We start from the raw sequence: 20,545 nt of genomic DNA, 5'->3' as shown, positions 1-20,545 counted from the left end.
GGGTCCGAAGTTACCGGGCGGCATCGGGTTCCGGGGAGGCACTGAGCGGGCGGGCCAGATCCTCCAGCGAACGGCCTTCCGCGCGGACGCCGTAGACGAGTTCGACCAGGCCCGCCAGCAGCATGGCAATGGCTCCGATGGTGAACGCCAGAGCGATTCGGCCCGGGTCGCCGTCCTCGGAGAGCTTCGCGAAGACCAGCGGCCCCGCGACGCCGCCCGCGAACGTGCCGATGGCGTAGAAGAACGCGATGGCCATGGCGCGGGTTTCCATCGGGAAGATCTCACTCACCGTCAGGTAGGCCGCGCTCGCGCCACACGAAGCCACGAACAGTACCGCCGTCCAGCAGGCGGTGAGCGTGACGGCGGACAGCCGGCCCTGGCCGAAAAGCCATGCGGTGCCGAACAACAGCAGCGCCGAGCCGAGGTAGCAGCCCGCGATCATGGGCACGCGGCCCACCGTGTCGAACAGCTTGCCCAGCAGCAGCGGGCCGAGGAAATTGCCGAAACAGATGACGGCGAAGTAGTAGCCGACCCTGTCGTCGGCGATGTCGAAGGATTTCGACAGGATCAGGGCGTAGTTGAACGTGACGGCGTTGTAGAGGAAGGCCTGGCCGATGAACAGGGAGAACCCGAGCACCGCGCGCTTCGGATAGTGCCTGATGAGCACCGCGGCGATCTCGCCGAATCCGGTGGATCGACGCTGGCGGATCTCTATGCGCTGATCGGAGACATCCGCCAATTCCCGTGCGGTGTCGGCGCGTACCTGATCCTCGATATCGGCGACCGTCCGTTCGGCCTCGTCCTCGCGACCGTGAATGAACATCCAGCGCGGGCTCTCGGGCACATTGCGCCGCACGACCAGGATGATCAGGCCGAAGATCGCGCCGAGCGCGAAGGTGAGCCGCCAGCCGATATCCGCCGGGAACAGGTGCGTATTGAGCGCGACGATGGACAGCAGCGCGCCGCCGACCGCACCCAGCCAGTACGTGCCATTGATGACGATGTCGATGCGGCCCCGGTACTTCCGCGGAATCAGTTCGTCGATAGCGGAATTGATGGCCGCGTACTCACCGCCGATGCCGAAACCGGTGAGAAAGCGGAAGATGACGAACCACCACATATTGAACGACAGCGCGGTCATCGCGGTCGCGAACAGATACACCGCCAGCGTGATCAGGAACAGCTTCTTGCGCCCGAATCTGTCGGTGAGCCAGCCGAAGAACAGTGCGCCCGTGCACGCACCCGTGACGTACATGGCCGCCGCGACCCCGGAAACCTGCGCGGCCGTGATGTCGATGCCGCTGCCCGGCTGCGACAGCCGGCTCGCCACACTGCCCACCACGGTGACTTCGAGCCCGTCCAGAATCCACACCGACCCCAGCCCGATCACGATCAACCAGTGCCACCGCGACCAGGGCAGCCGATCCATTCGCGCCGGAATATCGGTGGAGATGGTTCGCATGACGACCGACTACCCGCCGTGCCCGCTCCCAATCGGTGCGCTCGCGGTACGCGCCTCCACGGTGGCGAGGGCTGCCCAGACCAGCGGCGAGTTTTCCAGGCCGCCCTGGGTCCGCCAGGCGGCCAGACGGTCGCGCTGCCACTGGTTCAGCGCCGCCACCGGATCGGGTTGCTCGTGGGCGGCATCGACCGCGCACACCGCCTCCTGGAGAGGTCGGATATCCGGTGCCACGCCGCCCAGCCGGTGAAAGGCGAGGTCCGTAGGCAATGGCCAGCGGCCGGCCGTGACCAGCTCCGCCCCGCCGGTGATCATGGCGGCCACCAGGCCGAGCGCCTCCCCGAAGCGCAGGTCACCGCCGCTCTCACAGGCGATGAGTGCGACCCGGCTGGGAATCGGCCACAGCTGCGGGCCGCTGCGCGGGTCATCGCCCAGGGTGTAGGTGCCGAGCAGCAGATCGCGCGCCGACAGCGGGCGGTGATCGCGTTGCGGATCGGCGAATCCTACGGTGTCGGCGGTGCATGCCAAATGCATTGTGGCCGACTCGCTTCGGCCGGAGGCCGGAGCCGCCGCCGTCACATGCCCGATGTACAGCAGCCGAGAAGCGCCCGCCCGCAACACCTCGCCCAGCCACTCCCGGTCCACATCGGTGCGCCGGAAGGCTTCCAGCGGGTCGATGACCTTCGGCACCAGCCGATTCCGCTCGGCATGCCGCTCCACCAGCGCGGTGACCGGCGCGCTCGCATCCATGCGGCCCAGCACCGACCCGAGCACCGAATCCGCCCGGAATCCCGGCACCCGGGGATCGAGCACCGCCACCACCGGCAGCTCCCGATCCCGCCCCCACGACCTGCCGACCCGGGCCGGGGCCTGCACGATCCCGGGCGGCGCGAGCAACCCGACATCCGCGAAATCCAGCAACCGCAAGCCCGGGTCGGGCGCGATCAGCTCCCAGGGAATCTGCCCGACCCGGGGCGACGGCTGAATCCCGATCCGGGGCCGCACCCCGCGCTCATACCGCTCGTGCAGCTGCACGGCGAGGTTGTACGGCAGAAACGCCGCCGACAACTCCTGCGCCAGTGCGTCTTCCGAGTCGTGGGACGCCAATTCACCTGTGGTCAGCGCGGCTTCGAGCCCACCCGGCACCCCCGGCGCGGGCAAGGCCGCCGCGAACCGCGCCACCGCCGCCTCGGCCTGCGCTTCCGGCACCACCCCGATCCCGCCCTGCGCGGAACCATCCAACCACCGCCAGCTGACATACAGATCCCCCGCATCCGCCATGCGCACACACACTCGCGGCTGCGGCCCGGTGACCGAGCTCCTACTCACGACGCCGCCTCCCGGTCATCCCGGCGTGTTCTTGGCCGGGATCGACACGGATAGCGTGCGTTGCTCTGTGGATCCCGGCCAAAAGCACGCCGGGATGACGAGGGTTGGGCTGACGATATCGCCGCAGGAACCTCAGTAGTCCTGAGCGCCTGGGACTTTCGCCGGTCATGCGTGGACCACCCGGTCGGCGCGCAGGCGGCGGTCGTAGCGTTGCTCGGCTGCCGTGATCCAGCCGGCGAGGGCGAGGTGACCGTCCGGAGGCACTGCCACGTGCGGGGGTGGGGTGACCGGCAGGCCCGCACCGGCTGCCACGGCGGCGAGGGCGGTGCCGAGTTGCAGGGCGTCGTTTCCCGGGCCGGAGGTGGGCGCAGGTGGTTCGAAGGGTTCGAGGGTGCCCGTCGACAGGTGGGGCGATGACTCGGAGAGCCGGGCGATGTCCAGGGTTGTTCCCGCGCAGCGCATTTCGATCAGGTCGGCGAGGAGGGTGGCGTCGCCTGCCAGGAAGGCGTAGCGGAAGGCCAGGCGCAGCGCGGGGTCGGCGATGCGGCGGTCCCAGTTCTCGCGCTGGGTGCCGTCGGGGAGTTCGTAGCGGGCGGCATCGAGGATGAGCGCGGCGGGGATGGCCAGACCCGCTGCGTGGGAGAGCATTCCGGGAACGGATTCGACGAGCGGCTCCAGCAGTCCCGCATGCCAGGCGTCCAGCTGGGCGCAGTGCATGGTGAGGCCGTGCTCGGCGTACGTGGCGCGCGCGGCGGCCAATTCGGTCTCCCCGACATCCAATCGGCCGGCCGCGAAGGCGAGCGTGGCCAGGCGGGTGCGCACATCGGCGGCGTCGATGACCGCGCCGGACTCCTCGAATCCGCGCAGAGCCCGGTGATATCGCTCCTCGGCGCGTTCGGCTTGGTCCCTATGTTGGGCGATGAAACCGGCCATCTTCCAGCCGATTCCGGCGTAATAGGCCGCGCCCGCCGTGGTGAAGAACTGCTGCGAGCGCGACAGCAGCGGTTCGGCCGCGTCGAACCGCCCCAGCCGCACGTACATGGTGGCCAGATTCAACTGGGTTTCGGCGACACCCGCCGGATTCCCGGAGACCTCGAACGCGATCAAAGCCTGCCCCGCGAAATCCTCCGCCAGCTCCCACCGCCCCGTCTCGAAATGCGCCGCCGCCAAATTGTTCAGCGGATGCCCGGCCTGCTCCGGCGCGAATTGCCGTGCGGCGTGCAGTGATTCGTGCGCCAACTCGATGGCCCGCGCAAACTGGTGCCGATGCAGCGCCACCGCCGTCGCCGACACCAGGCACGCGAATCGCAGATCGCCGGGCGCACCGTCGACAGCGAGCAGCTCCCGCGCGCCGTCCAGAAGCTCCTGCGCCTCGTCCAACTCCCCCAGGTGTTGCAGCGCCTGCGACAACCCGATCAACGTGCTCGGATGCAACCGCGGCGCCTCGGCGGGCATCTGCCCCAACGCTTCCCGATACCGCTCCGCCGCCTCCGCATGCTCCCCCAACTGGTTCTTCACCGACGCGATATTCACCAGCGCACACACCCGATACGTCCCGCTCTCCACCTCCACGGCATGCTCGAAGATCCGCAGCGCCTCCCCCAGTTCCCCCCGCGCCATGGCCTCCCCGCCCGCCCGCAGGATCTCCGAGTCGCCTGAAACCGTAGGCCCGTCGAATGGCGGTAGTTCAGGATCCGGCGTCGAATCGATCATGTCAGAAGTCCGAATCCTCCGCCGCTGCTGCGATTTCGGCCAGTAGCGGGGCGTCGGGCGCGGTCGGTTCGGGGTCGGCGGCGGCGAGGCGCAGGCGGGCGGCGGCGAACTGCCGGATGCGGGCTCGTAGTTCAGCGGCCGGGTTCGCGCCGCCGCCGGGGCTGCCATTGCCGTTGCCGCCGAGCCGGGCGTCGGCGCCGGTGTCCGGGGTGTCGGCGGGGCGGGGGCCGAAGCCGGGGACGAAGAGGTTGATGTGCAGGGGGGATCCGGGGGCGGTGGTGGTGCCCACCCAGGCGTCGCGTGCGGAGGTGAGGGGCGTATCGACCACTCCCGCATCGGTTTTCACGCGGACCCACGGGTGCAGGTGGGGCGGGATCGCGGCGGGAATGCCGGGGGCGGCGACCGCGCTCACCGTGACCGAGGTGGTGCCCGCGTCACGGACCAGCTGCCAGGAGACGGCGCGTTCGGAGGCGTCCACCAGGCCGGGCGGGCATTGCCGCCAGTCCCAGCCGCCGCTGCCGCGGGCGAGGACCAGGCCGCCGGAGGGGGTTTCATCGCCTGCTGCCAGCGCGTAATCCGAAGCGCGCGGGAAGGTTTCGGCGAACTCGGGGACTTCGGGGATGAGCGCGTCCGCGCCGTCGACGAGGGCGTCGCACTCTTCGGTCAGAGTGACGATATCGCGGTCGAGCAGGGCCTGGTCCAGGGCGGCGATGCCGTCCAAGGTGGAGGCGGGCCACCAGCGAGAAGCCCAGTGGGCGTATGCGAGTCGACGTACAGCAACCGCCAGCGGGGTGCGGGCGGGTGCGGCGTCGGCCGTCCCGAGCTGCTCGTCCGCCAGCGCCACGGCCAGGGACTCACCGTAGATGGCCCACAGCCACTCCTGCGCCAGTTCCACATCGTGGATGACGGCGGCCGGAACCTGTTCGGGCGCAAGCACATTCCAGGTCAGGTGCGCGCCCGCGACCTCCAGCACCATGACGTCGGCGCCGGCCGCCGGGCCGAGCACCGTGGGCGCTCCGGGCGGGACGATGCTGTACACCCCGCCGCCGTAGCGCATGATCGTCACCGCGCTCATCCCGCCCTCGATTCCATCGTCTCGGGCTCGGTCACGACCAGCGCCAGGGCCTTCTTCACGCGCGCCCTGTGGTCGAGGATCACCGACCGGGCCACTCCGTCCAGCACGTCCCAGAGTTCATCGGCGGCGTACACCGGCAGCTCGCGTACATCGCGGCCGTGCATGCGCGCCCACAATCGCCGCATATACGGTCTCCACGGTACTTGCAGCTCACTGGCGATCGCGCCCAGCGGTCCCTCGGCCTCGCCGTGCACCACGAGCCGGCGGGCCTGAAGTACGTAGGCTTCCCGCTGCCAGCGGCCGTTGATCACCTGCGCTGCGGCCGGTTCCGGGCCGGATGTGATTGCCGCAGTGGGCATTTCCTGTCCGGCAAGGCTGTCGAGAGGTTGCAGCCGGACCGCCAGGGTGGCTCCCGCCGCCACGGCCACGCGCAGTGATTCGTCCAGCAGCGCCCACGGTGCGCAGGCGCGGGCGATCTCCGCGTCCACGAGCTCGGGGATGGAGGGCAGTTCGGAGCGTTCGATGGAGGCTTGCAGCACGGTGAAGACCCGCTCGTGAATGGTCCGATCCAGCGGCAGGCCGAGGGTGGCCTTGGCGGCCGAGCGGCCGACCTCCGGTGATTGCGGCAGCGGGTGCGCGGTGAGGCCGAGCTGCTGGGCGAACCCGCCGCTCTCCTCCTGCCACAGCCGGATTCCGGTATGCGTGCCCACCGATCGCGTCACCAGGTCGTCGAAGCTGTCGTCGTCGCCGGTGCGGCCGAGCCGTTCGGCCGCGCACGCCTCCAACAGCCCGGTGAGCTGCGCGGTGTGGTGGTCGACGGCGGTGAACGGCCTGCGCCGCCAGGCGATCTGGATGAGTTCGGCCACCTCGCGGGCATTCTCCGGGTCGTTCAGGTACTCCTTCAGCGCCTGGGTGGTGCGGCCCGCGGTCATGTCGTGGATATCGCGCAGGGCTTCCTCGGCGGCGGCGCGATCGCGCACCGGGTCCGGTGTTCCGGACACGGTGGCCAGTTCGAAGCAGCGCTGGAAGTACAGGTCCTGGGCATTGCCCTCGGTGATGCGCAGGGCCCGCCGGGTCGCCTTGAGCAGCGTGAACCAGTCGGCCGTGGCCCGCAGGACGTCGGCGGCGGCGTGCATGCGGGTGGCCAGCAGCACGGCCCCGTCCGCGGTGAGGATGGATCCGGCGCATTCGGGATGCTGCACCGGCCGGATGACCAGCGGGTCCAGGATGAGCTTCACGGTGCGGCGCAGCGGCCCGCCGTGTGGTCCGCTCAGGGCCTCGACTCCGTCCAGGCGGCGCCACACCTCATCCAGCACCATGGCCCGGGGTCGTCGCATTCGCCCAGGTTAGCGGAGTTTCCCCGGCCTTCGCGCCCCGAAAGTTGGTATCGGTAGGGCGACCGGTCGTTTCTACCGTTCTCGCATCGGCTCCACCGGAGACCGGATCCACCGAGAAGAAGGAAACACCATGAACGTCAAGTCCATCCGCCTGACCGCCGTCCTCGCCGCCACCGCCGCTGCCGCCCTGGTGGTGACCGGGTGCAGCGATGACGAGTCCACCAGCTCCAGCAACAACACCACCTCGGCCGCGACCTCGGCCGCCCCCGGCGGCGGCTCCGCTCCGGCCGGCAAGTCCGCCGCCTCCGTCGACGGCAAGGCCCTGGACGCCAAGTTCGAGACCACCTGCGTCAAGAACGGCAATGACCTCGCGCTGGCATTGACCGACACCGCCAACGCCACCTACGGCCAGCTCAGCGTGAGCGCCACCGTCACCGGCGACACCGTGACCGCGGTCGGCATCGCGGGCTCCAAGGGCGGCGACAGCGGCATGCCCTACGCGGTCGGCTACGGCAACGGCGCGCAGGGCGGTTCGGCCAAGCTCAGCAAGAGCGGCAACACCTACACCATCACCGGTGAGGGCGTCGGCGCCCCGGACATGTCCAATCCGCTTGCCGGAGTCAAGAACTCGAAGTTCGAGATCACCTTCGCCTGCTCGAGCATCGTCGGCGGCTGATCTTCCCCCACCCGCCCCGCTCATGCCATCGGGCATGAGCGGGCCAGCGCCCCCTTAATTCCGATAAGACTCCCCCGCACTCGAATTCGAGGACATCATGAAGCACCAGCTCCGCATCGCCGCCGTCGCCTTCCTCGTCCTGTCCGTGCTGATCTATCTGTGGGTCAGCCTCACCTCCGATGCCTTCCTGCCCTGGGTGGGCGGGCACATGGCCCTGCCGATGATCGCGATCACGCTGGTGCCCATCGTCTTCGCCTTCACCGGCGACAGCATCCTGTCCGCGCTCACCGGCAACAACAGCTCCGAATTCCGGGACGGCCTCATGGGAATCGGCACCGTGGAGGGCATCAGCCACACCGGCGTCACCCTCAACGATCAGCCGCAGGTGCGCATCGACTTCCGCGTCGAGGGCGTGGACGGCAAGGTGTTCGCCTCGCACGCCAAGATGATCGTCCCCATCACCCAGCTGGCCCTACTGCGCCCCGGCGTGGTGCTGCCGGTCCGCTACCTGCCCGAACGCACCGACCGCGTCGAGGTGGACCTGTCCGGCGACACCGCCGCCGCCCAGGAAGCCATGAACGCGGCCATGATCCGCAAGGGTTTCACCACCCCCGAGAAGCTCGACATCGCCCGCCGCGGCATTGCCACCCAGGGCGTCGTGCGCTCCCTCTCGGTTCCCGGCGAGATCCGCGACGGCCACTCCCGCCTGGACCTGACCCTCATCGTGACCCGCCCCGACGGCAGCACCTTCGAGGCCCGCACCGAGAAGTTCCTCCCTCCTACCGCGGTCTCGCAGGTACAGGTGGGACGGGTGGTGGGGGTGCACTACCTGCCCGGCAACGAGCAGGAGGTGGTGCTCTCGCTTCCCATGAACGCTTCCACCGCTTGACTTTTCGACTCACAGCCAGGCCAGGTACGGCGAAACCGCCGTGCCTGGCCTTTCGCATTGCGGCATGATCCCGGCGTATGCAGTTGTTGCGCACACACCGCCCGCTGGCCGCGCTGTTCAGCGCGCGGGTCATCTCGTACGCGGGTGATTCGCTGAGCCTGGTCGCGCTCATGCTGCACGTGGCGAATACGACCGGACAGGGTCTGGCCGTGGCCTTGCTGCTGCTGGTCGGGGATTTCGTGCCCTCGCTGCTGAGTCCGATCGCCGGCGCGATCAGCGACCGCTTCGATCGCAGGCGGGTCATGATCATCTGCGAATTGGCCCAGGGCACACTGGTTCTGCTCATCGCGCTGTCCCTGCCGCCGCTGCCGCTGCTGCTCGCGCTGGTGGCCGCGCGGTCGATCGCCGCCAATATCTTCATGCCCGCGTCCCGATCGGCCGTGCCCGCTCTGGTCGCGGGCGCGGATCTGGAAAAGGCCAACTCCGCCATCGGTTTCGGCGCGAATGCGGCCGAGGCGTTCGGCCCGCTGCTGGCCGCGGCGCTGTTCCCGCTCATCGGCATTCGCGGGGTGCTGCTGGTCGACGCTGCCTCGTTCTTCGTGTCGGCGGTCATCCTGCTCGTGCTTCCGGCGCTGCCGCCCCGCCCGGATGGCGAGGTCCCGGAATCCCTTCTGGCCCAAGCCCGCATCGGCCTCGGCTATATTCGCCGCATCCCGGCCGTGCGGATCGTCTCCCTCGGGTTCTGCGCGGTGGTCGCCTGCAATGGCGTCGATGACGTCGCCCTGGTCCTGCTCGCCACCGAGACGCTGCACTCCGGCGACTCCTCGGTCGGCCTGCTGCTGGGCGCGGTCGGCATCGGCCTGCTGATCGGCTACGGCCTGCTCACCCGTTACGGCGCCCGGCTGTCCATGACCGCACTGCTGCTGGGCGGCTTCTTCGTCAGCAGCGCGGGCAATCTGCTCACCGGCCTCGCCTGGTCGGTGGCCGCCGCCTTCACCGTGCAGGCCGTGCGCGGACTGGGCTTGGCGGGCATGGATGTCGCCTCCAGCACGCTGCTGCAACGCATCGTGCCGGACCATCTGCTCGGTCGTGTCTTCGGAAACCTGTACGGCCTCATCGGGATTGCGGCGGCCCTGTCCTATGTCGGCGGCGGCGCGCTGCTCGATGCCACCAGCGCCCCGGCCACCCTGATCCTCGCGGGGTCCGGCGGAATACTGGCCACCGTGGTTGTCGCCCTGACCCTTCCGCGCGCGCTCCGCGAGCACGCGGCCGCGGTTCAGAAGCGGCGGTAGGGTCTGCGCCCGTCCGGGAGTTCGGGTGCGGGGCGGGAACGCAGGAACGGGATGGGCAGTGTCACCGGGTCCGCATCGAGGGTGAAGTCACGCCCGTGATGGGACAGGCGGATCGAATCACCGCCCAGCAGACTGTATGTCGCGGAGTCGGCGGTGATCTCGACGGCGAGCCGACGGCCGCGCCAGGCGATCCGGAAGGTGAGCCGATCGAGCTGGTCGGGTAGCCGGGGCGCGAAGAAGAGATCCTTCCCGCAGTCGCGCAGGCCGCCGAACCCGCCCACACAGCACAGCCAGGTCCCGGCGAGCGAGGCGATGTGCAGGCCGTGGGCCACATTGTGGTGCAGGTCGTGCAGGTCGGTGAGCGCGGCTTCGACGAAGTAGTCGAAAGCCAGTGAGAGATGGCCGACTTCGGCGGCCAGCACCGCCTGGGTGCAGGCCGACAGCGACGAGTCGCGCACGGTGAGCGCGTCGTAGTAGTCGAAGTTGCGGGCCTTCTGCTCGGCGGTGAAGACCGTCGGGCACAGTTGCATGGCCAGCACCAGATCGGCCTGCTTGACCACCTGTTTGCGGTACAGCTCGAAGTAAGGATAGTTCAGCAGCAGTGGGTAATTGGTGGCCGTGGTGGCGGCGAAGTCCCAGCGCGCGTAGCGGGTGAAGCCCTCGGACTGCTCGTGCACGCCCAGTTTCTCGTTGTAGGGCAGGGCCATTCGATCGGCGCAGTCGTGCCAGCGCGCCGTCTCCTCGGGGGTCACGCCGAACTTGTCCGCCATTTCGGGGCGGCGGGCGCAGGCCGCGGCGGCCTCGCGCAGATTCCGCTGGGCCATCAGGTTCGTGTAGACATTGTTGTCGGCCAGGGCCGAGTATTCGTCGGGACCGGTGACACCGTCGATGCGGAAGTCGCCGGAGGAATTGTGGTGGCCGAGCCCGGCCCACAGGCGCGCCGTTTCCACGAGAAGTTCGACCCCGCAATCGGTTTCGAACTCCTCGTCGTCGGTGGCGGCCAGATAGCGCGCGGTGGCGTCGGCGATATCGGCATTGACGTGCACGGCGGCCGTGCCGGTGGGCCAATACCCCGATCCCTCTTCACCATTGATGGATCGCCACGGGAACATGACCCCCGACTGGCCGAGTTCACGCGCCCGCCGCCGCGCGGTGTCGAGGGTGGAGTGCCGCCAGCGCAGCGCCTGCCCGGCCGCCGACGGCACCGTGCAGGTGAGCACCGGCAGCACGAAGGTCTCGGTGTCCCAGAACGCGTGGCCGTCATAGCCGGGCCCGGTCAATCCCTTCGCCGGTATGGCCCGGGACTCACCCCGCGCCCCCGCCTGTAGGACATGGAACAGTGCGAACCGCACCGCCTGCTGTAGTTCCGGGTCGCCGTCGATCTCGATATCGGCGGTCGCCCAGAACTCGTCGAGGTAGTCGCGCTGCCGCCGCAGCAGCGTGTCCCACCCGGTCTCCATCCCGGCGGCCAGTGCCGCGGCCACCTGCGCCCGCAGTGCGGGAGTCGAGCGCCGGCTGGACCAGCCGTAGGCGATGTACTTGGTCAATCGCAGCCGATCCCCCTGCGCCACATCGACGGCGATGGTGACCCGCGCCAGATCATCCTCGACCTGCACCGAGCAGCGGGCCGGACCGGGCAGCTCGAGTTCGTGATCTATGCCCGCCGCCATGCGCAGCCCGGAGTGCCGGGTGTGATGGGCCAGCAGCGCGGAATAGTCGCGCGCCGTGGCGAAATCCGCGACCAGCGGCCGATCCAGCGCGGCGGCCAGCCGGGGATCGCGGGTGGTGGCCGCGGCCGGTTCATTGGCCAGCAGATCCGACTGCACCACCAGATCGATCTCCCCGTCGAGGGGTTCGACCTCGTAGCGGATGGCGGCGATGGCCCGGTCGGTGAACGACACCAGCCGTTCCGAGCGAATGCGCACGGTGCGTCCGGTCGGCGAGGACCACACGGTATTGCGCCGCAGGGTGCCGGACCGGAAGTCCAGCACGCGTTCGTGCTCCAGGGCCTTGCCGTAGCGCATGTCCATCGGCTCGTCCGCGACCAGCAGGCGGATGATCTTGCCGTCGGTCACATTGACAATGCTCTGGCCGACCTCGGGATAGCCGTAACCGGTTTCGGCATAAGGCAATTGGCGTTTCTCGTAGTAGCCGTTCAGATAGGTGCCGGGCTGCCCGACCGGCTCACCCTCCTCGAGGGTGCCGCGCAGTCCGAGGTGCCCGTTGGAGAGCGCGAAGATGGATTCGGTGCGCAGCAGCGCGTCCAGATCCAGTCCGCACCAACGCAAATGCCAGGGCGCGACATCGAATCCGGGATTGCAGTCGATCATCGTCCCTCCATCAGTTCGGCCAGATCGGCGACCACCACATCGGCGCCCGCCCGCGCCAGCTCCTCGGCATGCGTGCCGTCGCGCACCCGATCCACGCCGACGACGTAGCCGAACCGCCCACCCCGCCCGGCCGCTACTCCGGCCACCGCGTCCTCGAATACCGCTGCCCGCGAGGGCTTCACGCCCAGCAGCGCCGCGCCGGCGACGAAGGAATCCGGTGCGGGCTTCCCCCGCAATCGCTGTCGCGCGATATCGTGCCCGTCCACCCGCACATCCACGAAAGGCTCGAGCCCACCGGCCTCGAGCACCGAGGCGCAGTTCGCCGACGAAGTCACCACCGCGACCGGCAATCCCGCCGCGCGCACCGCCTCCAGATAGCGCACCGAACCCGGATACACCCGCACGCCTTCACGATCCAGCAGCGACAGCAGTAATGCGTTCTTGCGATTGCCCACCCCGTTGACGCTCTCGTCCCCCGGCTCGTCCGCCGAATTCCCGTCGGGCAGTGTGATATCCCGCGATCTCAGGAATTCCCGGACCCCGTCGGCGCGCGGCCGCCCGTCCACGTAGCGCAGATAGTCCCCGGCGCTGAAGGGCCGGAAATCCGGCCCGCACCGCCGCGCGAGGAATTCGTCGAACACCTCCTTCCAGGCCCGGCGGTGCACGGCGGCGGTATCGGTCAGCACACCGTCCAAGTCGAAAAGCACCACGGCAATGGAATCCGGCAACCCCAGCCCGGCGGCGGGCATGTCGTTCGCACGAGCCACGAAAAAGCGGTACCCGCTGCGTCACCGGGCAAACGCGCCGCGCTCCGCAGGCGTCCGTGCGCGGGAACCGGAGGCGTCAGTGCGCGCCGAGCGCGTCCAGGATCATGGGTCGAGCGGTGCGCAGCGCCTGCTGCCAGTACGGCCAGGTGTGGGTGCCCGCGCCGATATCGATGCGAGCGCCGATCCCCAAGGCCGCGAACCGATTTCGCAGGATCTGGGCGGCGGTCTGGGTCATCGCCTCCAGGGCCATGGCATTGATGGTGTTGCCCACGCCGTAGGGCAGGTCCGCGCCGGTGGGGACGCCATTGCCGCTCCAGATGTACATGGGCAGCCCGCGCAGCAGTTCGGCCTGCACGGTGGCGTCATTGCGGCTCCAGGCCGGACTGGTGACCGGACCCCACATGTCGTCGAGGTTGAAGTTGCCCTCGTCGCGCATGGCGGCGCGCATGGCCTCGTTCCACAGCGGGAAGGTCGGATTCACGTAACCGGAGAAGGATCCGGCGAAGCGGAACTGATCCCGGTGATGGGCGGCCAGCGTGAGCGCGGCATTGCCGCCCATGGACGGCCCGACAATGCCATTGTTGGTGCGCGAGACACCGTAGCCCGCAAGGAAATCGGGCAGCTCCTCGGTGAGGAAGGTCTCCCAGCGGTAGGTGACGGCCTGGCCGTTGGTGCTGCTCGGCCGCAACCAGTCGGTGTAGAAGCTGGAGTGGCCGCCCACCGGGAACACGAGGGTGACATTGTCGCCGACGAATTGGCGCAGCGCGTCGGTGTCGGAGGTCCACTGGCTGTGGTCGCCGGGCGCGCGCAGGCCGTCGAGCAGGTACAGGGCCGCGCTGCCACCGCGGGCGGCCCACTGCACCTGCACCTTGATCGGCCCCATGCTGGACGGAACCCACAGTTCCTCGTATCCGCCCGAGGGCGCGGCCACGGCCTGACCTGCCCCGAACGTGGCCTGCACCGCCCCTGCGGACGACATCAGCACGACCGCCGCCACGGCGGTCACCGACTTCCGTACTACACCGCGAAACGTCCGGCGGCCCCCGGATCGCGCCATACCCACCATTCGCGCACCTCCCACCTGGTCTCTGGGTAAAGTACCCCATCCGGTCGGGAATGCGCTGTGGCTCAGTGGAATCTGCTACTGATCGCCGAAACGTTCGGCGGTGTACTCGGCGCTGAATTGCTCGGCGAACTCACCGGCGGGGGCGATTTCGGAGATGACATCGATCAGCACTCCGGAGGGGTCGGCGACAATGAAGTGCCGCTGGCCGAATTCCTCTGAGCGAATGGGCAATTCGGCCTTCAGGCCGCCCTGTACGACCATGCGCTCCCACTCGGCGTCCACATCGTCGACCTCGAAGTTGAGCAGCAGACCCTGCACCGGTTTGCGGTAGCCGTCCGGAATGGTCGGGTGGGTGTGATCCAGCAGGGCCAGTTCGAACGAGCGCTCGCCGTCGGTGCGGCGCAGGCTGATGTACCAGTCCGCTTCGAAGGTGATGTCGAAGCCGAACCACTTGGTGTAGAAGTCGCGGGAGGCGGCGAGTTCGGTGGTGCCGACGACGGGGTAGAAGCTGCTGAGTTGCACGACTTGGCCTTTCGAGCGAAGCAGTTGACGTACCATCGGTACGTCAACGACCATAGTTCACATACCAGTGGTACGTCAACGGGGAGGTTCGGCATGGCCGGTACGCTGCGCGCCCAACAGCGGGAACAGACGCGGCGCACCCTGCTGCGCGAGAGCAGACGACTGTTCGCGACGAAAGGCTATGCGGCCGTCGGGCTTTCGGAGATCACCGCGGCGGCGGGCGTGACCAAGGGCGCGCTCTACCACAACTTCGAGAGCAAGACCGAACTCTTCCGCGCCGTCCTGGAGCAGGTGCAGAACGAAGTCGGCGACCGCGTCGCCGCGGCGGCCGAGCAGCGAACGCAGCCGTGGGACCAATTGGTCACCGGCTGTGAGACTTTCCTGACCGCCTGCACCGCTCCGGAGATCCAGCGCATCATGCTGATCGACGGACCGGCGGTGCTGGGCTGGCACGACTGGCGGGCCATGGACGAGGCCGCCTCGGCCCGGCATCTCGGCGAGGTGCTCACCGAACTCGTTGCGGCGGGCGTGATTCCGCCGCAACCGATCGCACCGCTCACCCACCTGCTGTCCGGCGCGATGAACGAGGCCGCACTGTGGCTGGCCACGGCCACCGCACCGGACGCGCTCGACGAGACGCTCGCGGCGCTGCGCCGGCTACTCGGCGCGCTGCAGGCCCCGGCGGACCAGTAGCGGGTCGATCCGCGGGGCGCGGCCACGAAATGCGGCGAAGGCTTCGAGGGGGTCGACCGAGCCGCCGCGCGAGAGCAGTTCGCGCCGGAAGCGCTCACCCTTCTCGCGGATCGGCGCCTCGCCCTCGTCGAACCACTGCACGGTGTCGGCGTCCAGGACCTCACTCCAGATGTAGGAGTAGTAGCCCGCGCCGTAACCGCCCGCGAAGATGTGCGCGAAATAGCCGGTGCGGTAGCGCGGCGGGATGGCGGCGAGAGCGATGCCGGCCTGGCGCAGGGCCTGCTCCTCGAAGCCCGCCGCATCGGTGTCGGCCGACGCGTCGGTCCGGGTGCGGCGGTGCCAGGCCCAATCCAGCAGGGCCGCGGCCAGATACTCGACGGTGCGGAAGCCCTCGCCGAAGCGTTCCGCCTCGGCCATGCGCTCCACCAGTTCGGCGGGCATGGGCTCGCCCGTCTCGAAGTGCCGGGCGTAATTGGCCAGAACTTCCGGGCGCGACATCCACATCTCGTTCACCTGCGACGGGAACTCCACGAAATCACGCGGTACGGCGGTGCCGGAGAAGAAGGGGTACACCACCTTCGAGAACAGCCCGTGCAGGGCGTGCCCGAACTCGTGGAAGAGCGTGCGGACATTGTCCCAGGTCAGCAGGGCCGGTTCGCCCTCGGCGGGCTTCACGATATTGAGGTTGTTGACCACGACCGGCCGCTGGCCCAGCAGGACCGACTGACGCACCAGCGAATTCATCCACGCGCCACCGCGTTTGGACGGGCGCTTGAAGAAGTCGCCGAGGAACAGACCCAGGGCGGTGCCATCGGCGTCGAACACCTCGAACACCCGCACCTCCGGGTGATAGCCGACCAGATCCGGGCGCTCGGTGAAGCTGAGGCCGTAGACCAGTCCGGCCGCGTGGAACACGCCGTCCCACAGCACCCGTTCCAGTTCGAAGTACGGGCGCAGCGCCTCCGCGTCCACCGAGAACTGTTCGGCGCGCAGCTTTTCCGACCAGAACTGCCAATCCCACGCGCGCAGTTCGGCGTCCGGGTCGACCGCGTGCAGGGCGGCGGTGAGCTCGCCCGCCTCCCGCTCGGCATTGGCGACCGCGGGCGGCACCAGCTGCGCGAGCATATCCTCTACCGCCGCAGTGGTTTTCGCGGTCTGATCGGCCACCGCGTAGGAGGCGTGATCGGGATAGCCGAGCAGTTCGGCCCGTTCGGCACGCAGGGCGGCCATGCGCGCGCCGAGGACGGCATTGCCGCCGTTCGCGCCGAAGCCGCGGTCCAGCGACGCCGCCAGCATGCGCTCGCGCACGGCCCGGTCGGCCAGATCGGCGAGGACGGGCTGGTTCGAGACGTTCTGCAGGCTCAGCGCCCATTTGCCGTCGTGCCCGAGGGTGCGGGCGTTCTCCGCCGCCGCGGCCACCGCCGCCGGTGTCAGCCCGGCCAGTTCCTCCTCGCGGTCCAGGATCAGCGTCGCCGCGTTCGTGGCGGCCAGATTGTTCTGACCGAATTCCGTGGAGGCCGACGCCAGTTCGGCATTGAGCTCACGCAGCCGAGCCTGCTGCACCGGGTCCAGCCGAGCACCGGCGCGCACGAACCGCAGGTGGTAGCGCTCCAGCAGGCGCAACTCTTCGGCGTCCAGCCCGAGTTCGCCGCGCCGTGTGTAGAGCTCGTCGATGCGGGCGAACAGCGCCGGATCCAGGTGGATGGCATCCGCGTGCGCGGCCAGCCGCGGCGAGACCTCCGCCTCGATCGCGTCGATGCGCTCGTTCGAGTCCGAGGACACCAGGTTGAAGAACACATTCGACACCCGTGTCAACACCGCACCCGAACGCTCCAGCGCCGCAATGGTATTCGCGAACGTGGGCAGTTCCTCCTGCGCCGCGATCACGGCGATCTCGGCCAGCTGTTCGGCCATTCCCCGCTCGAACGCGGGCAGGTAGTGCTCATCGCGGATCTCCGCGAACGGCGGCAGCTCATAGGCCAGGGTGCTGCGTTCGAAGAACGGGTTGCTCGTCATACCCGCCACCCTATGCGTGCGGCCCGACCTGCACCGACACGCCCGCGTCCCGGGCACGCTCGGCGCGCAACGCCCGCACGGGCGAGGCGGGCTGGTGGCACGATCATGGGATGAGTGCGGATTACTTCGATCTCGGCGCGTACTCGCGGCCCGTCACGACTTCCTCGCCCGACGCCCGGCTGTGGTTCGACCGGGGCCTGATCTGGACCTACGCCTTCAACCACGAAGAGGCGGTGCGCTGCTTCCGGCGCGCGCTGGACGCCGACCCCGGCTGCGTGCTCGCGCACTGGGGGCTGGCCTTCGCGCTGGGGCCCAACTACAACAAGCCGTGGGAGTTCTTCGACGCCGAGGAGCTGGCGACCACCGTGGTCGGGACACACGAGGCGGCGCGGCGGGCGCTGGCCCTCGCCGAATCCGCGACCCCGGTCGAGCGGGCGCTCGCCGAGGCTCTGTGCGCCCGGTATCCGCGACCCGCGCCCGAGGGCGATCACACCGGGTGGAACCGGGACTACGCGGATGCCATGCGGACGGCCTACCAGCGGTTCCCGGACGACCTCGACGTGGCCGCGCTGTATGCCGACGCGCTGATGAACCTGAGCCCGTGGGCGCTGTGGGATCAGCGCACCGGGGAACCCGCCGCCGGGGCGTTCACCCTGGAGGCCAAGGCGGTGCTGGAACGGGCACTGCGCACCGAGGCGGGACGGACGCATCCGGGGATACTGCACCTCTACATCCACCTGATGGAGATGTCGCCCGCACCGGAATCGGCGCTGGCCGTGGCGGATCGGCTGCGCGGGCTGGTGCCCGACGCCGGGCATCTGCAGCACATGCCGTCGCACCTGGACGTCCTGTGCGGCGACTACCGCAGCGTGGTGGCGGCGAATTCGGCGGCCATCGCCGCAGACGAGAAGTTCGTGCGGGAGGCGGGGGCGCTGAACTTCTACACGCTGTACCGGGCGCACAACCATCACTTCAAGATCTACGGCGCCATGTTCCTCGGACAGTCCGCCACCGCGCTGGAAAGCGTTGCGCAGCTGGAGCATTCCATTTCCGAAGAGCTGCTGCGGGTGCCGTCGCCGCCCATGGCGGACTGGCTGGAGAGCTTCGTGGCCATGCGGGTGCACGTGCTCATCCGATTCGGTGAGTGGGCGCAGATCCTGGCGTTGCCGCTGCCGAAAGACCCTGAGCTGTACTGCGTGACGACCGCGCTGCTGCATTACGGCAAGGGCGTGGCCTGTTCCGCGACCGGCCGGATCGAGCAGGCGGAGCGCGAGCGGGAGCTGTTCCAGGCCGCCGTCGCACGCGTGCCGGAGTCGCGCACGCTGTTCAACAACACCTGCCGCGATATCCTCGCCATCGCCGCCGCCATGCTGGACGGTGAACTGCTCTATCGAAAAGGCGAGTACGACAAGGCATTCGAGGCTTTGCGCCGGGCCGTCGAACTCGACGACAATCTGCCCTACGACGAGCCGTGGGGCTGGATGCAACCCGCCCGGCACGCGCTCGGCGCGCTGCTGCTGGAGCAGGATCGGGTGGTGGAGGCCGAGGCCGTGTATCGCGCCGATCTGGGCCTCGACCACACGCTGCCGCGCGCCTGCCAGCATCCGGGCAATGTGTGGGCGCTGCACGGGTATCACGAATGCCTGGTGCGGCTGGGCAAGACCGAGGCCGCCGCCATCATCGCGCAGCAGCTGAAACTCGCTGCGGCGGTGGCGGATGTGCCGATCCAGGCGTCGTGCTTCTGCCGGCTGCCCGCGACCGACCGGTCCGACGGGCACTGCTGCCACTGAAAGGTTTGCGCTAGATTCTCTCCGGAACGGGTACCGGGGAGGATCGATCGTCGTGGGTTTGCAGCCGGGGGCCGTGTTCGCCGGATTCACCATCGAGCGACTGCTCGGTGCGGGCGGAATGGGTGCGGTCTACCTCGCCGGACATCCGCGACTGCACCGCCAGGTCGCGCTGAAGGTGCTCACCGACACCTTCACCGTCGACCCGAAGACCCGCGCCGCCTTCGACCGCGAGGCCACCGTCGCCGCCGGGCTCGACCATCCCAATATCGTCCCCGTCTACGACCGCAGCGGCCCCCACGATCCCGGATTGTGGCTGGCCATGCGCTATATCGCGGGCGGCGACGCGGCGGCGCTGCTGCGCGAGCACCCCGACGGTCTCGATCCGGCCCGCGCGGTCCGCCTGGTCACCGACGCCGCGCACGCCCTGGACTACGCACACGCCCGCGGCGTCCTGCACCGCGACGTGAAACCCGCCAACCTGCTCATCGAACATGACACCCGATCCGGCGAACGCGCCCTGCTCAGCGACTTCGGCATCGCCCGCACCCTCGACGACACCGTCACCCTCTCCGGCATCGCCGCCAGCTTCGCCTACGCCGCCCCCGAACGCTTCACCGACGCCCCCGCCACCCACCAGGCCGACATCTACTCCCTGGGCTGCACCCTCTTCCAGCTACTCACCGGCCGACAACCCTTCCCCCGCAAGGACCAGGCCGCCGTCATCGGCGCCCACCTGACCGCCCCGCCGCCCTCCCCGCGCGTGCTGCGCCCGGACCTCCCGGCAACCCTGGACGCCGTCATAGCCACCGCCCTGGCCAAATCCCCGCAGGACCGCTACCCGACCTGCACCGCCCTCGCCGAAGCCGCGGCGAGCGCACTGCCGGACGGCACGGCAGCCGCTCTGGAAAGGCCGCTCCGAGAGTCGATTTCACTGGCAAAAGCCCCGGTTCAGGCTGCCGCGGTGGCGGCGCCGGCCGCACCGGCACCAGATCCCGCGGGTGCCGCTTTCCTGTATTCCTCAGGATCAGAAGACAATTCGCCGCCGTCGAATCAGGGTGCGGGGACGACCGTCGTCCGTGCTGCAGGAGCCGAACAGGGAAGCCTGCCGGTTCCGGATCAGGCGGACGTACCGACTGTCGTTCGTGCTGTGGGAGCGCCTATGCCGGGCGCGGGCAGCACTCGTGGTGGTACTGCGGCCACTCGACGACGGCGCATGGCAGTGGCATCAGGGGCCCTACTGACTGGTGTCGGCGTGGTGATCGCCGTGGCCTTCGCGCTCCGGGGAAACTCCGTCGACGCGGGTACCACACCGCCGACAACCTCACCGAGCGTTGTGACGCAACAGGTTACGTCGACGACCACAGTCGCCTCAGCCACTGTGCCGGTGACGTCCGCGCCGACAACGGTGGAGGCTCCGCCGCCGGTCGAAGCGCCGCCGCCGGATACCTACGTGCCGCCCGTGCAACCGCGACAGACCACCGTGGCCGTGGCTCCGCGCCAGCAGAGCCCGGCAACCCAAGCGCCACAGGTGGTTCCGCAGACGCGGTCGCACCAGTTCGGCGAGTGAATCCAGAACCTGCCCGTCGGTACG

At 69.2% G+C, this 20,545-nt stretch carries 16 protein-coding genes; 6 read left to right on the top strand and 10 right to left on the bottom strand.

Annotated features, from left to right (window positions below; genetic code table 11):
- Positions 1-10: 10 nt before the first annotated feature.
- The 5 genes from H0264_RS13545 to H0264_RS13525 all read right to left on the bottom strand — a co-directional run bounded on the left by H0264_RS13545 (position 11) and on the right by H0264_RS13525 (position 6,895).
- Positions 11-1,462 (bottom strand): MFS transporter, encoded by a 1,452-nt coding sequence (locus tag H0264_RS13545; RefSeq protein WP_181584276.1) that lies wholly within the window; start codon positions 1,460-1,462, stop codon positions 11-13.
- Between the two features lie 9 nt (positions 1,463-1,471).
- On the bottom strand, positions 1,472-2,740 hold the full coding sequence (locus H0264_RS13540) for a CHAT domain-containing protein (protein WP_181585527.1): 1,269 nt from the start codon (positions 2,738-2,740) through the stop codon (positions 1,472-1,474).
- A 213-nt stretch (positions 2,741-2,953) separates the two neighbouring features.
- On the bottom strand, positions 2,954-4,501 hold the full coding sequence (locus H0264_RS13535) for a tetratricopeptide repeat protein (protein ID WP_181584275.1): 1,548 nt from the start codon (positions 4,499-4,501) through the stop codon (positions 2,954-2,956).
- 1 nt (position 4,502) lies between these two features.
- Positions 4,503-5,576 (bottom strand): hypothetical protein, encoded by a 1,074-nt coding sequence (locus tag H0264_RS13530; RefSeq protein WP_181584274.1) that lies wholly within the window; start codon positions 5,574-5,576, stop codon positions 4,503-4,505.
- Positions 5,573-6,895 carry a hypothetical protein gene (locus H0264_RS13525; protein WP_181585526.1) on the bottom strand — a complete coding sequence of 441 codons (1,323 nt, stop codon included), beginning with the start codon at positions 6,893-6,895 and terminating at the stop codon, positions 5,573-5,575. The genes H0264_RS13530 and H0264_RS13525 overlap by 4 nt, the downstream gene beginning before the upstream one ends.
- A gap of 148 nt (positions 6,896-7,043) precedes the next feature.
- Here H0264_RS13525 and H0264_RS13520 point away from each other — a divergent pair, with 148 nt between their 5' ends.
- From H0264_RS13520 to H0264_RS13510, 3 genes are all read left to right on the top strand, one after another.
- Positions 7,044-7,589: a lipoprotein LpqH gene (locus H0264_RS13520; protein ID WP_181584273.1), complete on the top strand. Its 546-nt coding sequence runs from the start codon at positions 7,044-7,046 to the stop codon at positions 7,587-7,589.
- Positions 7,590-7,686: 97 nt separating this feature from the next.
- Positions 7,687-8,478 (top strand): hypothetical protein, encoded by a 792-nt coding sequence (locus H0264_RS13515; RefSeq protein WP_181584272.1) that lies wholly within the window; start codon positions 7,687-7,689, stop codon positions 8,476-8,478.
- A 77-nt stretch (positions 8,479-8,555) separates the two neighbouring features.
- Complete coding sequence (locus tag H0264_RS13510) at positions 8,556-9,770, top strand: MFS transporter (protein ID WP_181584271.1); 1,215 nt, start codon at positions 8,556-8,558, stop codon at positions 9,768-9,770.
- Here the strand turns inward: H0264_RS13510 and H0264_RS13505 are convergent.
- The 4 genes from H0264_RS13505 to H0264_RS13490 form a co-directional block, all read right to left on the bottom strand.
- Positions 9,755-12,100 carry a glycoside hydrolase family 65 protein gene (locus tag H0264_RS13505; RefSeq protein ID WP_181584270.1) on the bottom strand — a complete coding sequence of 782 codons (2,346 nt, stop codon included), beginning with the start codon at positions 12,098-12,100 and terminating at the stop codon, positions 9,755-9,757. The two genes, H0264_RS13510 and H0264_RS13505, sit on opposite strands and share 16 nt — an antisense overlap.
- Positions 12,097-12,849 (bottom strand): HAD family hydrolase, encoded by a 753-nt coding sequence (locus H0264_RS13500; protein WP_181585525.1) that lies wholly within the window; start codon positions 12,847-12,849, stop codon positions 12,097-12,099. Before H0264_RS13500 ends, H0264_RS13505 begins: the two co-directional genes overlap by 4 nt.
- A gap of 94 nt (positions 12,850-12,943) precedes the next feature.
- On the bottom strand, positions 12,944-13,924 hold the full coding sequence (locus tag H0264_RS13495; RefSeq protein ID WP_181584269.1) for an alpha/beta hydrolase: 981 nt from the start codon (positions 13,922-13,924) through the stop codon (positions 12,944-12,946).
- Positions 13,925-14,008: 84 nt separating this feature from the next.
- A complete protein-coding gene (locus H0264_RS13490; RefSeq protein ID WP_181584268.1) occupies positions 14,009-14,455 on the bottom strand; it encodes a VOC family protein in 447 nt (148 codons plus the stop codon).
- 93 nt (positions 14,456-14,548) lie between these two features.
- On the opposite strand from H0264_RS13490, the gene H0264_RS13485 reads away from it, so the two are divergent.
- Positions 14,549-15,148, top strand: coding sequence for a TetR/AcrR family transcriptional regulator (locus H0264_RS13485; protein WP_181584267.1), 600 nt, complete (start codon positions 14,549-14,551; stop codon positions 15,146-15,148).
- Here the strand turns inward: H0264_RS13485 and H0264_RS13480 are convergent.
- Entirely contained in the window at positions 15,113-17,164 is a 2,052-nt protein-coding gene (locus tag H0264_RS13480) for a M3 family metallopeptidase (RefSeq protein ID WP_181584266.1), read from the bottom strand. The two genes, H0264_RS13485 and H0264_RS13480, sit on opposite strands and share 36 nt — an antisense overlap.
- A 110-nt stretch (positions 17,165-17,274) precedes the next feature.
- Between H0264_RS13480 and H0264_RS13475 the strand changes: the two genes are divergently transcribed.
- Positions 17,275-18,954, top strand: a complete 1,680-nt coding sequence (locus tag H0264_RS13475) for a tetratricopeptide repeat protein (protein ID WP_181584265.1) — start codon at positions 17,275-17,277, stop codon at positions 18,952-18,954.
- 52 nt (positions 18,955-19,006) lie between these two features.
- A complete protein-coding gene (locus H0264_RS13470; protein WP_181584264.1) occupies positions 19,007-20,521 on the top strand; it encodes a serine/threonine-protein kinase in 1,515 nt (504 codons plus the stop codon).
- Positions 20,522-20,545: the final 24 nt, after the last annotated feature.

The organism is Nocardia huaxiensis, assembly GCF_013744875.1.
Taxonomy (GTDB): domain Bacteria; phylum Actinomycetota; class Actinomycetes; order Mycobacteriales; family Mycobacteriaceae; genus Nocardia; species Nocardia huaxiensis.
The sequence above is the reverse complement of the archived record's forward strand: the minus strand, read 5'-3'. Positions and strand labels throughout refer to the sequence as shown.

Coding starts and splice junctions, on each gene's coding strand:
- H0264_RS13485 (WP_181584267.1), top strand. CDS start 14,549: ATGGCCGGTACGCTGCGCGCCCAACAGCGGGAACAGACGCGGCGCACC.
- H0264_RS13475 (WP_181584265.1), top strand. CDS start 17,275: ATGAGTGCGGATTACTTCGATCTCGGCGCGTACTCGCGGCCCGTCACG.
- H0264_RS13530 (WP_181584274.1), bottom strand. CDS start 5,576: ATGAGCGCGGTGACGATCATGCGCTACGGCGGCGGGGTGTACAGCATC.
- H0264_RS13480 (WP_181584266.1), bottom strand. CDS start 17,164: ATGACGAGCAACCCGTTCTTCGAACGCAGCACCCTGGCCTATGAGCTG.
- H0264_RS13525 (WP_181585526.1), bottom strand. CDS start 6,895: ATGGTGCTGGATGAGGTGTGGCGCCGCCTGGACGGAGTCGAGGCCCTG.
- H0264_RS13520 (WP_181584273.1), top strand. CDS start 7,044: ATGAACGTCAAGTCCATCCGCCTGACCGCCGTCCTCGCCGCCACCGCC.
- H0264_RS13495 (WP_181584269.1), bottom strand. CDS start 13,924: ATGGCGCGATCCGGGGGCCGCCGGACGTTTCGCGGTGTAGTACGGAAG.
- H0264_RS13545 (WP_181584276.1), bottom strand. CDS start 1,462: ATGCGAACCATCTCCACCGATATTCCGGCGCGAATGGATCGGCTGCCC.
- H0264_RS13505 (WP_181584270.1), bottom strand. CDS start 12,100: ATGATCGACTGCAATCCCGGATTCGATGTCGCGCCCTGGCATTTGCGT.
- H0264_RS13535 (WP_181584275.1), bottom strand. CDS start 4,501: ATGATCGATTCGACGCCGGATCCTGAACTACCGCCATTCGACGGGCCT.
- H0264_RS13510 (WP_181584271.1), top strand. CDS start 8,556: ATGCAGTTGTTGCGCACACACCGCCCGCTGGCCGCGCTGTTCAGCGCG.
- H0264_RS13540 (WP_181585527.1), bottom strand. CDS start 2,740: ATGGCGGATGCGGGGGATCTGTATGTCAGCTGGCGGTGGTTGGATGGT.
- H0264_RS13515 (WP_181584272.1), top strand. CDS start 7,687: ATGAAGCACCAGCTCCGCATCGCCGCCGTCGCCTTCCTCGTCCTGTCC.
- H0264_RS13500 (WP_181585525.1), bottom strand. CDS start 12,849: ATGCCCGCCGCCGGGCTGGGGTTGCCGGATTCCATTGCCGTGGTGCTT.